This window comes from Micromonospora sp. NPDC007220, assembly GCF_040634035.1.
GTDB lineage: Bacteria > Actinomycetota > Actinomycetes > Mycobacteriales > Micromonosporaceae > Micromonospora > Micromonospora reichwaldensis.
In genome coordinates, this window is sequence record NZ_JBEYEU010000002.1 from 396,294 (window position 1) to 411,414 (window position 15,121).

Consider the following 15,121-nt stretch of genomic DNA (forward strand, 5'->3'; position numbering starts at 1 on the left):
CCGTGCCGCCGAGATCGGAGGAACCGCGCCGGGACGCCACAGGCTCCCGGCGCGGTTCGTCGCGCAACGGCGGGGGCCGGGGCGGCGAGCCGCGCTCCGGTGAGCCGGGGGTCGGTGGCATCTCCGACGCCCGGGCGTACACCCCGCGCGGGCGCACCGTGCGCGAGCAGCGCGCCGGCGGTCGCGCCGAGCGGGACGCCGACGCCGGCCCCGCCGAGCAGCGCCGGACGCCACGCAGCACGCGCTCCGGCGACCCGTTCCGCCCCGCCCTCCAGGTCCTCGACGGCGGGCGCGCCGGTGCCGGCCGCGCCGGCCGGCGGGAGGCGGCGGGCCGCTCCGGCGTCGTCCGCACCGTCACGCCCCGCACCCCGCGCCACGACGACGAGCCGGCGGCGCCGCGCCGCCGCGCCGCCCCGCGCCCCGCCCGCCGGCCGGACCGTCCGGCCGCCCGGCGGCCGTCGCGTAAGCCGCCGAAGCCGCCCCGGCTGGCCGATCCCCGTCGCCGGCTGCGGCTCGGCACCGTGCTCACCCTGACGCTCTTCGCCGTCATCGGCATCCGGCTGGTGGTCCTCCAGGCCGTGGAGACTCCGGCGTACGCCGGCGGTGGTCTCGCCGACCGGCTGCGCACCGTCACGCTGCCGGCGGCGCGCGGCGCCATCTACGACCGGTCCGGCGCCCCGCTGGCGCACAGCGTCGAGGCGCGCTACGTCTACGCCGACCCCACCCAGGTCAAGGACCAGCAGGCCACCGCCAGGGCGCTGTCCCCGCTGCTCGGCATGCCGGCCTCGGAGCTGGCCGAGAAGATGAAGCCCCGCAAGCGGGTCAACGGCGTCGACTCGCAGTTCGAGTACCTGGCCCGTGGGGTGGACATCGACCGGGCCCGGAAGATCACGGGGCTGGAGCTGCCCGGCATCTACACCCACCGCGACGAGCGGCGCGAGGTGCCCGGCGGCGACCTCGCGGCCAACCTGCTCGGCTTCACCAGCCAGGACATGGTCGGGCTGGAGGGGCTGGAGGCCCGCTACGACGACGTGCTGCGCGGCAAGGACGGCAAGCGGGTCTACGAGGTCGGCCTCGGCGACCTCGCCGCCCCGATCCCCGGCGGCTACAGCGAGACGACGAAGGCCAAGCCGGGCAGCTCGCTCCAGCTCACCGTCGACCGCGACCTGCAGTTCATGGTGCAGCGGATGCTGAGCCGGCACATGGCGCAGAGCAAGGGCAGCACCGGCGCCGCCGTGGTGATCGAGATCCCCTCCGGCGAGGTGCTGGCCCAGGCCAGCCACCCCACCTACAACGCGGCGAAGCCCACGCCGAGCGACCCGAAGGACCGGGAGGACGCCGCCACCAGCTTCGTGGTCGACCCCGGCTCGGTGCACAAGGCGATCACCTTCGGCGCCGCGCTCCAGGAGCGGGTGATCACCCCCGACACCACGCTGCCGATCGCCAACAGCATCACGAAGGGCGACACCCCGTTCTTCGACACGCACAAGGCGCACGGACAGCGCATGAGCCTGCCCGGCATGATGGCGTACTCGTCCAACGTCGGCACCATCCAGATCGCCGACAAGCTCGGCCCGGAGCGGCTCATCGACTACCAGAAGCGCTTCGGCCTCGGGGAGCCGACGCGGGTGGGCATGCCCGGCGAGGCCAGCGGGCGGCTGCTGCCGCTCGACGAGTGGAGCGGGTCGTCGCACGGGTCGGTGCCGATCGGGCACAGCGTGGACGCCACGCCGCTGCAGATGGCCGCCGTCTACGCGACGATCGCCAACAACGGCACGTACGTGCAGCCGCGCCTGGTCAAGGAGGTGATCGGGCCGGACGGGAAGCGTACGCCGACCGACCCTCCGGTCACCCGGTCGGTGCTCAGCCCGGAGAACGCCGCCGCGCTGCGGACGATCCTGGAGGCGGTCACCACGGTCGAGGACGGGACCGGCAGGGCCGCGGCGATCCCCGAGTGGCGGGTCGCCGGCAAGACCGGCACCGGCTGGCGGCTGGTCGACGGGCGCAAGCAGCTCGGCGAGGTGGCCTCGTTCATCGGGATGGCCCCGGCCGAGAAGCCGCGCTACGTGATCGCGGTCTTCGCGCACACCCCCTCCGGCGGGGGCGGGGACATCGCGGCCCCCGCGTTCCGGGACATGATGCAGTTCACGCTGCGTCACTATGGGGTGCCGCCGAGTGGGGAGAAGGCCCCGAAGTTCACGGTCTATCCGCGTTGAGCGGCCACGCCGCGACATCATCGGTGAGTGCGGACGAACCACCGGGGCGGCAGTGCGGCCGGAACCGGACGACCGGGTAGGGTCTGACGCCGTGCCCGGCAATCCTCGTCCCCGTACCGTGATCGGTGTCCGGCTCGGCGACCTCGCCGCCCGGCTCGCCGTCGAGCCCCCGGAGGGCGCCGCCGAGCTGGTGGTGACCGGGGTGACCCACGCCAGCCAGGAGGTCCGCCCCGGCGACCTGTACGCGGCCCTGCCGGGCGCCCGCCGGCACGGGGCGGAGTTCGCCGCCGGTGCGGCGGCCGCCGGCGCGGTGGCCGTGCTGACCGACCCGGCGGGCGCCGACGCGGCGGCCGAGGCGGGCCTGCCGGCGCTGGTGGTGTCCGACCCGCGCGCCGCGCTGGGCACCCTCGCCGCAGCCGTCTACGGCGACCCGACCGAGGGACTGACGGTGATCGGGGTGACCGGAACGGCCGGCAAGACCTCGACGGCCTACCTGGTCGAGTCCGGCCTGCGCGCCGCCGGCCACACCACCGGCCTCATCGGCACCGTCGAGACCCGCCTCGGCGACCTGGCGATCGACAGCGTGCGCACCACGCCCGAGGCCACCGACCTGCACGCGATGCTGGCCGCCGCCCGCGAGCGCGGCGTCACCGCCGTGGTCATGGAGGTCTCCAGCCACGCCCTGGCGATGGGCCGCGTCGGCGGGGTCCGGTTCACCGTCGGCGGCTACACCAACTTCGGCTCCGACCACCTGGACTTCCACGCCGACACGGCGGACTACTTCGCCGCGAAGGCGCAGCTGTTCGACGGGCGCTGCGCGGTGGAGGTGCTCAACCACGACGACCCGGCGCTGAAGTCGCTGTACCGCCCGGCGACGGTCACCTACTCGGCGGCCGGCGACCCGAGCGCCACCTGGTGGGCCGACGAGGTCGGCGGCGAGGGCTACGCGCAGCGGTTCACCGCGCACGGCCCGGACGGGCTGACCGTGGCGGCCGGCGTGGCGCTGCCGGGCCGGCACAACGTGGCCAACGCGCTGCTGGCCATCGCCGTGCTGGTCGCCGCCGGGGTGGACCCGGAGACCGCCGCCGCCGGGGTCGCCGCGTGCGGCGGGGTCCCCGGCCGGCTGGAGCTGGTGAACGCCCCCGGCCCGGTGCGGGGCGTGGTCGACTACGCGCACAAGGCGGACGCGATCGTCGCCGCGCTGGCGGCGCTGCGGGAGCTCAGCGCGGGCCGGCTGATCTGCGTGATCGGTGCCGGCGGGGACCGGGACCGGGGCAAGCGGCCGGTGATGGGCGCCGCCGCGGCGGAGGGAGCCGACGTGGTGCTGGTGACCGACGACAACCCGCGCACCGAGAATCCGGCGGCGATCCGGGCCGAGGTGCTCGCCGGCGCCCGGCGCACCGGCACGACGGCGCGCGTCGAGGAGGTGGCCGACCGCCGGACGGCGATCGACGCGGCGGTCCGGCTGGCCGAGCCGGGCGACGTGGTCGCGGTGCTCGGCAAGGGCCACGAGCGCGGGCAGGAGATCGGTGGCGAGGTGCACCCGTTCGACGACCGCACCGAGCTGGCCGACGCGTTGCGCGCCCGCTTCGCCGACCCGGCGGGTCAGCGGTGATCCCGCTCAGCCTGGCCGAGGTCGCCTCGGCGGTCGACGGGCGGCTGGCCGGCGCCGACCCGCAGGCCCGGGTCACCGGCCCGGTCGAGTTCGACTCGCGCAAGGTGCGCCCGGGCACGCTCTTCGTCGCCTTTCCGGGCGAGAAGGTGGACGGGCACGACTACGCCGCCGCCGCGGTGGCGGCCGGCGCGGTGGCCGTACTCGGCACCCGGGAGGTGCCCGGCGTGCCGATGGTGCTGGTCGACGACGCGCTGGCCGCGCTGGGCCGGCTGGCCCGTGCGGTGGTCGACCGGCTGCCCGGGCTCACCGTCGTCGGGTTGACCGGCTCGTCGGGCAAGACCACCACCAAGGACCTGATCGCGCAGCTCACCGCGCGGCTCGGCCCGACCGTCGCCCCGCCCGGGTCGTTCAACAACGAGCTGGGGCACCCGTACACGGCGTTGCAGGCCGGGCCCGAGACCCGCTACCTGGTGATGGAGAAGGGCGCCCGGGGGGTGGGGCACGTGCGCTACCTCTGCGACGTGGTGCCGCCCCGGATCTCCGTGGTGCTCAACGTCGGGGTGGCGCACATCGGCGAGTTCGGCTCGGTGGAGACGATCGCGCTGGCGAAGGGTGAGCTGGTCGAGGCGTTGCCCGCCGACGGCCTGGCCGTGCTGAACGCCGACGACCCGCTGGTCGACGCGATGGCCTCGCGTACGGTCGCCCGGGTCGTCCGCTACGGCGAGGCGGCGCACGCCGACGTGCGGGCCGAGGACGTGACGCTGGACGACCGGGGGCGGCCCGCGTACACCCTGGTCACCCCGGAGGGGACCGCGCCGGTGCGGCTCGGGCTGACCGGCCGGCACCAGGTGTCCAACTCGCTCGCCGCCGCCGCGGTGGCCCGCGAGCTGGGCATGCCGCTGGCCGAGCTGGCCACCGCGCTGGGCGCCATGGGGCTGGTCTCCACCCGTCGGATGGACGTCTTCGAACGCGCCGACGGGGTGACCGTGATCGACGACTCGTACAACGCCAATCCCGCCTCGATGGCGGTCGCGCTGCGCGCGCTGACCGGCATCGGGCGGGAGCGGCGCACCGTCGCGGTGCTGGGCTACATGGCCGAGCTGGGTCCCTTCGAACGCGACGGGCACGCCGAGGTCGGCCGGCTCGCGGCCGAACTGGGCGTCGACCGGCTGCTCGTGGTGGGCGAGCCGGCCGCGCCGATCCACGAAGGCGCGACATCGGTAGGTGACTGGGGAGGAGAGTCGGTGCTGCTCACCGATCAGGCGGCGGCCGTCGAGGTGCTGCGGAGCGAGTTACGGCCGGGCGACGTCGTCCTGGTGAAGGGCTCCCGGTACCGGACGTGGGAGGTGGCCGACGCGCTGCGCGCGGACGCCGCCGGCGACGGGACCAACCCGACGGGGACGGGGGGCGGCGCCGCATGAGGGCGGTCATCGTCGCCATCGGGGTGGCCTTCCTGGTCTCGCTGCTCGCCACCCCGCTCGCGATCAAGGTGTTCGCCCGGCTGAAGGCCGGCCAGCCGATCCGATCGAACCTCGGGCTCGCCAGCAACGAGGGCAAGAAGGGCACGCCGACGATGGGCGGCGTGGTGTTCATCCTGGCCACGGTCATCGCGTACGTGGCCGGCCACCTGGCGCTGACGACCCTGCCGGACGCGCAGATCGCCCAGGTCGAGCCGACCATCACCGCGCTGGTGCTGCTGGGGCTGATGGTCTTCTCCGGCGCGGTCGGCTTCATCGACGACTTCCTCAAGGTGCGCAAGCGGCACAGCGGCGGGCTCAACAAGCGCGGCAAGCTACTCGGGCAGATCCTGGTCGGCGCGGTCTTCGGCGTCGTGGCGCTCTACTTCCCGAGCACCATGACCGACGCCTCGGGCGCGGTGACCAACACCGAGACCGTGGGCAGCACGACGCTCAGCTTCATCCGGGACATCCCGGCGCTCGACATCACCAAGATCGGCGCGGTGGTTCTCTTCATCTTCGTGGTGATGGCCACGACCAACGGCGTCAACCTCACCGACGGCCTCGACGGCTTGGCCACCGGCGCCTCGGTGATGGTCCTCGCCGCGTACGCGCTGATCGCCTTCTGGCAGTACCGGCACTGGTGCGCCGACCCGAACTACACCCAGGACTACTGCTACGCCGTCCGGGACCCGCTGGAGATCGCGCTGATCGCCGGCGCGGCGGCCGGGGCCTGCGTGGGCTTCCTGTGGTGGAACACCTCGCCAGCGCGGATCTTCATGGGCGACACGGGCGCGCTGGGCCTGGGCGGCCTGATCGCCGGCATGGCGATGTCCACCCGGACGATCCTGCTGCTGCCGATCATCGGTGGCCTCTTCGTGATCATCACGATGTCCGTGGTGATCCAGATCATCTCCTTCCGTACCACCGGCAAGCGGGTGTTCCGGATGTCGCCGTTGCAGCACCACTTCGAGCTCGCGGGGTGGAGCGAGGTCAACATCGTGGTCCGGTTCTGGATCATCGCCGGCATCGGCGTGGCCATCGCGCTGGGCCTGTTCTACAGCGAGTTCCTCGCCAACATGACCTGAGCCGGCCGGCAACTCCCGCCGCGGGGCCCGGGCGCGCGTCGCCCGGGCCCCGCGGCGTGTCCATCGCCGCGACGGCGTTCGCGCCGCGGCGCAAGCCCGACACGCCGACCGGGCGGTTGCGCCGGTGGCGGCCCCGCGGAACCGCCATGATGGTCGGGTGGGGGAGGGACGAGGCACAGAGGTCACGGCGGAGGGGACGTCCGGGCGGTCGGCGGGAGGCAGGCGTACGCGCGACGCGCCCGCCGCGACGCGGGGGCCGGACGATCCCGATCCCCAGGTGCTGCGCGGGCTGGACCCGGTGGGCGGGCTGGCCGCGCTGCGCGGGCTGCTGGACCGGCCGTTGGCCTCCTACTACCTGCTGCTGTCCAGCGCCGGCCTGCTGCTGCTGATCGGCCTGACCATGGTCTTCTCCGCCACCAGCGTCCGGGACTACGCGGAGAACGGCAACGCCTCGACGTCCCTGGTCAAGCAGGCGATCTTCGCGGTGATCGGCATCGTCGCGTTCTGGGCGTGCCAGCGGCTGCCGGCGACGACCTACCGGACGCTGGGCCGGCCGCTGCTGTTCACCGCCATCGGCCTGCTGCTGCTGCTCAACCTGCTGCTCGCGTACGCCCGGCTGACGAACCAGGACTCCGCCCGGATCGGCCCGCTCGAGGCCCGGCTGCTCTGGCTCTTCGTCGGCGGCATCCAGGTGCAGCCCTCCGAGTTCGCGAAGTTCGCCCTGGTGCTCTGGGGGGCCCACGTGATCGCCCGCAAGGGCGCCGCGCTGGGCTGGTGGCGCGAGCTGGCCACCCCACTCTTCCCGGTGGTGGGCCTGCTCTTCGTCCTCGTCGGCTACAACGACCTGGGCACCATGCTCTGCCTGCTGGCCCTGGTGGTGGGGCTGCTCTGGGCGGCCGGGGTGCGGATGCGGGTCTTCGCCGCGCTCTCCGCGGTGGGCCTGCTCGGCATCGGCGTGCTGGTCGCGGTGGCCTCGCTCGGCGCCGGCTCCGGCGAGACGGGCGAGAAGAACTACCGGCTGGCCCGGTTGACCGCCTTCATCAACCCGCCCCCGCCGGACCTGTGCAAGCTGGAGGACTGCTACCAGATCGCCCAGGCCCGGTACGCGATCGAGAACGGCGGGTGGTTCGGCGTCGGCCTCGGCAAGAGCATCGCCAAGTGGCAGTGGCTGCCGGCGGCGGAGAACGACTTCATCTTCGCTGTGGTCGCCGAGGAACTGGGCGTCGTCGGGTGCGTCGTGGTGGTGGCGCTCTTCGCCGTGCTGGCGTACACCGGGCTGCGGATCGCCCGCCGGGTCGACGACCCGTTCCGCCGGCTCGCCGCCGCGGCGGCGACCACCTGGCTGGTCGGCCAGGCGGTGATCAACATCGGCGGGGTGGTCGGCCTGCTGCCGCTGACCGGTGTGCCGCTGCCTTTCATCTCCGACGGCGGCAGCGCCCTGGTCGTCACCCTCGCCGCCATCGGGATGCTCGCCTCCTTCGCCCGCGCCGAACCCGACGCCGCCAGAGCACTGCATGCCCGTCCGCCGGCCCGATGGGTCCGACTACTCTGGGCCCCGTTGCCGCCGCTTCCCGGGCGGCGCCGCCGTCCGGCGGCGCCCCCGGCTGCCCGAGGGTCCGTGCCCCGGTCGCGGGAGCGGCGGCCGGACGATGTGGCCGCACCGCGCGGTGTCCGGCTGGCCCGGACCCGCCGCGGGTCGGCGGACGAGAGGAGACGTTGATGGGTCCGCTGCGTTCGGTGGTGCTCGCGGGAGGTGGCACCGGGGGGCACATCTACCCGCTGCTCGCCTTCGCCGACTGCCTGCGCCGACACGACCCCGGCGTCCGGATCACCTGCCTGGGGACACCGAAGGGCCTGGAGAACGAGCTGATCCCGCCGCAGGGCTACGACCTGCGGCAGATCCCGGCCTACCAGCTGCCCCGGTCGGTGAACATGAACCTGGTCAAGACCCCCGGCCGGATGTGGACCGCGGCCCGCGCCGCGGGCAAGGTCATCGACGAGGTGCGCGCCGACGTGGTGGTCGGCTTCGGCGGGTACGTCTCCGTGCCGGCCTACCTCGCCGCCTGGCGACGCGAGCTGCCGATCGTGATCCACGAGGTCAACGTGCCGCCGGGGGTGGCGAACCGGCTGGGGATGAGGTTCACCCGCCACGTGGCGGCCGGCTTCCCGCACCAGCCCGCCCAGGCCGAGGCCCTGCGCGACGCCCGGGTCGTCGGCGTGCCGCTGCGCCGGGGCATCGCCGGGCTGGACCGCTTCGCCATGCGCAACGCCGCCAGGGCCCACTTCGGACTCCGCCCCGACCTGCCGGTTCTCTTCGTCGCCGGTGGCTCGCAGGGCGCCCGCTCGATCAACCTCGCGGTCGCCGGCGCGGCGAAGGAACTCGCCCGCCACGGGGTGCAGGTGCTGCACGTGATCGGCGCCCGCAACGAGCCGGTGCCGGTCCCCACCGACCTGCCGGTGCCGTACGTGACGCTGCCGTACCTGTCCGAGATGGAGGCCGGCTACGCCGCGGCGGACCTGATGCTCGGCCGGGGCGGGGCGATGACCTGCGCGGAGGTGGCGGCCATCGGGCTGCCCACCATCTACGTGCCGTACCCGCACAGCAACCAGGAGCAGAAGCGCAACGCGCTGCCCGTGGTGGAGGCCGGCGGCGGGCTGCTCGTCGACGACGCCGAGCTGACGCCGGACTGGGTCGAGCGGACGATCATCCCGCTGATCCGCGACCCGCACCGGCTGCACGCGATGGGCTCCGCCGCCGCCGCGTACGGCCGCCGCGACGGCGACGAGGCACTGCTCAACTTCGTCCTGGAGGCGGTGGCCCCGTGAGCGCGAGGAGTGAGCTTGCGAGCCCCGCAGTCGGGAACGAAAGGCAGGCACCCGTGAGCGCGAGGAGTGAGCTTGCGAGCCCCGCAGTCGCGAACGAAAGGCAGGCGCCCGTGAGCGCGAGGAGTGAGCTTGCGAGCCCCGCAGTCGCGAACGACGGTGGCCCCGTGACTGGGCGCACCGCGACGGGAAGGTACTCGGCATGAACACCGCACAGTTCACCCCGGCCGGCACGCTCACCGCCGAGGACCTGGGCACGATCCACCTGATCGGGGTGGGCGGGGTCGGCATGAGCGGGCTGGCCCGGCTCTTCCTGACCCGGGGCATCCGGGTCTCCGGCAGCGAGCTGCGGGAGTGGCCCTCGCTGGCCGGCATGCGCGCCCTCGGCGGCACGATCCACATGAGCCACGAGGCGTCCAACCTCGACGGCGTCGACACGGTCGTCTACTCCTCGGCGATCCCCCAGGACCACCTGGAGATGGTGGAGGCACGCCGGCGCGGCCTGCGCGTGCTGCACCGCTCCGAGGCGCTGGCCGCCGCGATGACAGGCCGCCGGACGGTGGCGGTCGCGGGCACCCACGGCAAGACCACCACCACCTCGATGGTCACCATGGTGCTCCAGCAGGCCGGGCAGGACCCGTCCTTCGTGATCGGCGGGGAGATCTCCGAGGTCGGCTCGGGCGCCCACCACGGCACGGGCGAACACTTCGTGGTCGAGGCGGACGAGAGCGACCGCTCCTTCCTCATCTACCGCCCGTACGTGTCGATCATCACCAACGTCGAGGCCGACCACCTGAACACCTACGGCGACCTCGCCACGCTGGAGGCGGCCTTCGCCGAGTTCGCCCGGCTCACCGACCCGGACGGCTTCATCATCACCTGCGCCGACGACCCGGGCGGGCGGCGGCTGGCCGAGACGCTGCGCGCGGAGGGCCGCCGGGTGCACACCTACGGCGAGGCGGCCGACGCCGACCTGCGGCTGACCGACATCGCCTCGTCGGCCCGGGGCGTGCGCTACCTGGCGAGCATCGACGGGCGGTCGCTCGGCGAGTTCCGGCTGCCGGTGCCCGGGCGGCACATGGGGCTCAACAGCGCCTCGGCCGTGCTGACCGCGTACCTGCTGGGGCTGCCGCTGGAGGCGGCGGAGGGCGCGCTCGCGGCGTTCCCCGGCGTGCGGCGGCGCTTCGAGCGCAAGGGCGTCGCGGACGACGTGCTGGTCTACGACGAGTACGCCTACCACCCGACCTCGATGACGCTGGCGTTGCAGACGCTGCGCGAGGTGGCCGGCGACGGCCGGCTGATCGTGGTCTTCCAGCCCTACCGGCTCTACCGCACCCGCGACCTCCAGGCGGAGATCGCCGAGTCGCTGGCCATCGCCGACGAGCTGGTGCTGCTGGAGGTCTTCGGCCCGGGCGAGCTGCGCGAGCCGGGGGAGGGATCGGCGGCGCTGATCGAGGCGGTGGCGTTGCCGGCGGAGCGGAAGGTCTTCGTGGACTCGTGGGAGGCCGCGCCGGTTGAGGTGGCCCGGCGGGCCCGCCCCGGCGACGTGGTGGTGACCATGGGCGCCCCGCCGATCTCGCTGATGGGGGACCAGCTGCTGGCCGTGCTCTCGGCGCGTACCACCGATCCGGCGGCGCCAGCGGGCACGACGCCCGGCGGCGACGCCGGCGGGACGACGACCATCGGCGGCACCGTCCCCGGCGTCGGCGGTGCCGGCGGCGCGGTCGCGGACGGCGCGGCGCCCGCGGCCGGATGAGTCCCGGTCCGGCGCGGGGGCGCACCACCGGCGCGGACGGCGGCGGACGGCGCGGGCCGCAGCGGCGGTGGCAGCTGGTCCGGGCCGGCAGCGACGCGGTCCCCGCCTCGACCCGCCGGTTCATGGCCCGGGCCCGGCAGCGTCGGATGCGCGCGGCCCTGCCGTGGGCGGTCGCCGCGGGCGTGCTCGCGGTGGCCGGGCTGGTCGCCTGGACCCTGCTCGGCACCGGCCTGTTCGGGGTGCGCGAGGTCCGCGTCGAGGGCGCCGAGCTGGTCACGACGGTGCAGGTCCGCGATGCGGCCGCGGTGCCCGACGACGCCCCGCTGGCCAGGGTGGACCTGGCCGCCACCGCGCGGCGGGTCGGCGAGCTGCCGGCGGTCCAGCGGGCGGTGGTGACCCGGGACTGGCCGGACACGCTGGTCGTCCGGGTGGCGGAGCGCACCGGCGTGGCGGCGGTGCCGCGCGGGGAGCAGTTCGTGGTGATCGACCGCGCGGGCGTGGTCTTCCGGAGCGTGCCGCGGCCGCCGGACGGCCTGCCGGTGGTCCGGCTCGCCGAGCCGGGCCCGGACGACGGGTCGACCCGGGCGGCGCTGGAGGTGCTCGGCGCGCTCACCCCGCAGCTGCGCGCCGAGCTGGTGGACGTGACCGTCGAGGGCCTGGCCCGGATCACGCTGCGGCTGCGCGGCGACCGGGTGGTGGTCTGGGGGGACGCGACCCGGGGCGCGGACAAGGCCCGGGTGGCCGGCGCCCTGCTCGACCGGAAGGCCGACACCATCGACGTCAGCGCGCCCGACGTGGTTACCCTGCGGTGACCGGCCGCTCAACCGGCGACGTGACCCGCCCCGCTCCGGCGGCGACACGCCGAGCGGGTCCTTGGCTCATCGCGTGAGGGCGCTTACGTTGCCCCGAAGGGGATCAGTGGTTGACATAACAGTAAGCCTCTAGTAGAGGGTGAGGGTTCAACCCTGATCCTCGCTGGTGACAGCTGTCGTCGGCCGCTGGTCTGGCCAGGCCCTACCCGGTCGGCCCATGCCAATCTCGAAGGGAAAGGACCGGAGATGACACCTCCGCACAACTACCTGGCGGTCATCAAGGTCGTCGGCATCGGTGGCGGCGGCGTCAACGCCGTCAACCGGATGATCGAGGTTGGGCTCAAGGGCGTCGAGTTCATCGCGATCAACACCGACGCGCAGGCGCTGCTCATGAGCGACGCCGACGTGAAGCTCGACGTCGGCCGTGAGCTGACCCGCGGGCTCGGCGCCGGCGCCAACCCCGACGTCGGCAAGAACGCCGCCGAGGACCACCGCGACGAGATCGAGGAGGTGCTCAAGGGCGCCGACATGGTCTTCGTGACCTGCGGCGAGGGCGGCGGCACCGGCACCGGCGGCGCGCCCGTGGTGGCGAACATCGCCCGCAAGCTCGGCGCGCTGACCATCGGCGTGGTCACCCGGCCGTTCTCGTTCGAGGGCAAGCGTCGCCAGGTGCAGGCGGAGTCCGGAATAGACGAACTGCGCAACCAGTGCGACACGCTGATCGTCATCCCCAACGACCGGCTGCTGGCGCTCGGCGACCGCAACATCAGCATGATGGACGCGTTCCGCACCGCCGACCAGGTGCTGCTCTCCGGTGTCCAGGGCATCACCGACCTGATCACCACGCCGGGTCTGATCAACCTGGACTTCGCCGACGTGAAGAGCGTCATGAGCGGCGCGGGCAGCGCCCTCATGGGCATCGGCAGCGCGCGGGGCGAGAACCGTGCCGTCGAGGCGGCCGAGGCGGCCATCTCCAGCCCGCTGCTGGAGCAGAGCATGGACGGCGCGCGCGGCGTGCTGCTCTCCATCGCCGGTGGGTCGGACCTGGGCCTGTTCGAGATCAACGACGCGGCCCAGCTCGTCACCGACGCGGCCCACCCCGACGCCAACATCATCTTCGGCGCCGTCATCGACGACGCCCTCGGCGACGAGGTGCGGGTCACCGTCATCGCGGCGGGCTTCGACGGCGGCACGCCGGCGTACAAGGCGGCCGAGCCGCCCCGCAAGAGCAACCAGAACCAGCCGGCCCAGCCGAGCGCCCCGGTCGCGCCGCCGGCCACCATGCCGGCCCCGCAGCAGTCGCCCCGCCGGGTGCTCTTCGACGACGTCGACGTGCCCGACTTCCTCAAGAACGGTTCCTGAGTACCGCCGATGACCGACAGCCCAGCCACGGTGCGCCCGGACCGGCGCGCCGAGATCGCGGCCGGCCTGGGCCGCGTACGGTCCCGGATCGCGGAGGCCTGTGCCGCCGCGGGTCGGGACGACTCCGAGGTCACCATGATCGCGGTGACCAAGACCTACCCGGCCGGGGACGTGGTGGCCCTGGCCGGGCTCGGCGTCGTCGACATGGGGGAGAACCGCGACCAGGAGGCGTCCGCCAAGTCGGCCGAGGTGGCCGCGGCGGGGGTGACGCCCCGGTGGCACTTCATCGGGCAGTTGCAGCGCAACAAGGCCCGGTCGGTGGTCCGCTACGCCGACGTCGTGCACTCGGTCGACAGTGTCCGGCTGGCGCGGGCGCTGGACGCGGCGTCGGCGACGGCGCGGGACCGGCCGCTGGACGTGCTGGTCCAGGTGAGCATCGACGGCGACGCGGCCCGCGGCGGGGCGCTGCCCGGCTCGGCCGACCCGGGCGCCGGGCTCGGCGCGGTGGCCGAGGTGGTGGCCGGCGCGGAGGCGCTGCGACTGGCCGGCCTGATGGCGGTGGCGCCGCTGGGCTGGGAGCCGGAGCGGGCGTTCGCCCGGCTGGCCGAGGTGGCCGCCGGGTTCCGGACGGTCCACCCGGGAGCCGCCGCGCTCTCCGCCGGGATGAGCGGCGACCTGGAAATCGCGATCCGGTACGGCGCGACACATGTCCGCGTCGGCAGCGCGTTGCTCGGAATGCGTCCCACGCTGCGGTAGCCTGACCGCGGGAAGCAAATTACATCTGTGTTGTTTGGGGGAGCGGCATCCCGTTGTCGGGGGTCGTGGCACGCGACGCGAATCGCGTGCCAGGGGATTGCCGATCCGCCCCGGTGGGCAGAAGTGGTCCACTCGCGACAAGCGACACGGTACGGGGGCGCGTGCCGCACGGCGGACGGGAAGGGCGCGGGATGGGTGCACTGCGCAAGGCGGGGGTCTGGCTCGGTCTGGTCGAAGAGGACGACGAGCGGGCCTACGACGACGGTGGCTACGACAAGGGGGGCTACCGCGATTCGCGTTACCGGCAGAGCCGGTACTCGGAGGAGTTCGCCGACGACGACGAGGACGACTCCGAGGAGCCGCCGGCGCCCCGGTCCCGGCTGAGCGACCGTGGCCGGCTCTCTGAGCGCGCCGCCGGTCGGGCGGCCGACGCCGAGCGGGGCGACACCGACCGGGCGGAGCGGGCCGAGCGGTCCAGCGTCCGCTCCATCACCCGGCCGTCGGCCGGCGACACGTCGGGCGCGCTGACCTACCACACCCGCGACAACCTGGCTCTGGCGCCACAGGCGCAGCCCCGGGAGCGTGCGGTGGTCGCCGAGGAGGAGCAGCGCTACCAGATCACCACGCTGCACCCCACCACGTACCGGGAGGCGCGCACCATCGGTGAGCACTTCCGCGACAACGTTCCGGTGATCATCAACCTCACCGAGATGGACGAGGCCGACGCGCGCCGACTTGTGGACTTCGCCGCCGGCCTCGCGTTCGGGCTGCGGGGTACGATCGAGCGCGTGACCAATCGGGTGTTCCTGCTCTCACCGGCCAATGTCCAGGTCACTGCGGAGGACAAGGCCAAGATCGCCGAGGGCGGCTTCTTCAGCCTGAGCTAGCCCCGCCCGACCCGAGGGACGTCGCCTGCCGTGTTGTCGATCGTGCTGCAAGTGCTGTATCTGGTGCTCTACTTCTTCCTGCTCGTCCTGCTGGCCCGGTTCGTCCTGAGCGCCGTCCTCCAGTACGGCCGTCGCTGGCAGCCGGGGCGTGGGGCATCGGTGGGGCTGGAAATCGTGTGGAGCGTCACTGATCCCCCTCTCAACGCGTTGAGGCGTGTGATCCCTCCGTTGCGAATTGGTACCGTGAGCATCGACCTGGCCTCACTTGTGCTCCTGGTTATCCTGTTCGTGCTGATGGAGTTCGTGTTGAGGCGGTCGATCATCGGCACCGTCTGATGACCGACGCGCT

At 73.9% G+C, this 15,121-nt stretch carries 12 protein-coding genes; all 12 read left to right on the forward strand.

Annotated elements, in window-relative coordinates:
- The first annotated feature begins 2 nt into the window (after positions 1-2).
- A complete protein-coding gene (locus ABZ573_RS07940; protein WP_358116623.1) occupies positions 3-2,216 on the forward strand; it encodes a penicillin-binding protein 2 in 2,214 nt (737 codons plus the stop codon).
- A 52-nt stretch (positions 2,217-2,268) separates the two neighbouring features.
- On the forward strand, positions 2,269-3,831 hold the full coding sequence (locus ABZ573_RS07945; RefSeq protein ID WP_358116626.1) for a UDP-N-acetylmuramoyl-L-alanyl-D-glutamate--2,6-diaminopimelate ligase: 1,563 nt from the start codon (positions 2,269-2,271) through the stop codon (positions 3,829-3,831).
- Positions 3,828-5,252 (forward strand): UDP-N-acetylmuramoyl-tripeptide--D-alanyl-D-alanine ligase, encoded by a 1,425-nt coding sequence (murF, locus tag ABZ573_RS07950; protein ID WP_151457327.1) that lies wholly within the window; start codon positions 3,828-3,830, stop codon positions 5,250-5,252. Before ABZ573_RS07945 ends, murF begins: the two co-directional genes overlap by 4 nt.
- Positions 5,249-6,376: a phospho-N-acetylmuramoyl-pentapeptide-transferase gene (mraY, locus tag ABZ573_RS07955; RefSeq protein WP_151457328.1), complete on the forward strand. Its 1,128-nt coding sequence runs from the start codon at positions 5,249-5,251 to the stop codon at positions 6,374-6,376. Before murF ends, mraY begins: the two co-directional genes overlap by 4 nt.
- A 307-nt stretch (positions 6,377-6,683) precedes the next feature.
- Positions 6,684-8,096 carry a putative peptidoglycan glycosyltransferase FtsW gene (locus tag ABZ573_RS07960; protein WP_151455898.1) on the forward strand — a complete coding sequence of 471 codons (1,413 nt, stop codon included), beginning with the start codon at positions 6,684-6,686 and terminating at the stop codon, positions 8,094-8,096.
- Positions 8,096-9,202 carry an undecaprenyldiphospho-muramoylpentapeptide beta-N-acetylglucosaminyltransferase gene (gene murG, locus ABZ573_RS07965; protein WP_151455888.1) on the forward strand — a complete coding sequence of 369 codons (1,107 nt, stop codon included), beginning with the start codon at positions 8,096-8,098 and terminating at the stop codon, positions 9,200-9,202. Before ABZ573_RS07960 ends, murG begins: the two co-directional genes overlap by 1 nt.
- A 199-nt stretch (positions 9,203-9,401) precedes the next feature.
- Positions 9,402-10,955 (forward strand): UDP-N-acetylmuramate--L-alanine ligase, encoded by a 1,554-nt coding sequence (gene murC, locus ABZ573_RS07970; RefSeq protein ID WP_151455889.1) that lies wholly within the window; start codon positions 9,402-9,404, stop codon positions 10,953-10,955.
- Positions 10,952-11,767, forward strand: coding sequence for an FtsQ-type POTRA domain-containing protein (locus ABZ573_RS07975; protein WP_358116630.1), 816 nt, complete (start codon positions 10,952-10,954; stop codon positions 11,765-11,767). Before murC ends, ABZ573_RS07975 begins: the two co-directional genes overlap by 4 nt.
- A gap of 246 nt (positions 11,768-12,013) precedes the next feature.
- A complete protein-coding gene (gene ftsZ, locus ABZ573_RS07980) occupies positions 12,014-13,129 on the forward strand; it encodes a cell division protein FtsZ (RefSeq protein WP_132236307.1) in 1,116 nt (371 codons plus the stop codon).
- Positions 13,130-13,138: 9 nt separating this feature from the next.
- Positions 13,139-13,885 (forward strand): YggS family pyridoxal phosphate-dependent enzyme, encoded by a 747-nt coding sequence (locus ABZ573_RS07985; protein ID WP_358116633.1) that lies wholly within the window; start codon positions 13,139-13,141, stop codon positions 13,883-13,885.
- 191 nt (positions 13,886-14,076) lie between these two features.
- Entirely contained in the window at positions 14,077-14,772 is a 696-nt protein-coding gene (gene sepF, locus ABZ573_RS07990; RefSeq protein ID WP_151455892.1) for a cell division protein SepF, read from the forward strand.
- Positions 14,773-14,802: 30 nt separating this feature from the next.
- A complete protein-coding gene (locus ABZ573_RS07995; RefSeq protein WP_088999245.1) occupies positions 14,803-15,108 on the forward strand; it encodes a YggT family protein in 306 nt (101 codons plus the stop codon).
- Positions 15,109-15,121 lie beyond the last annotated feature (13 nt).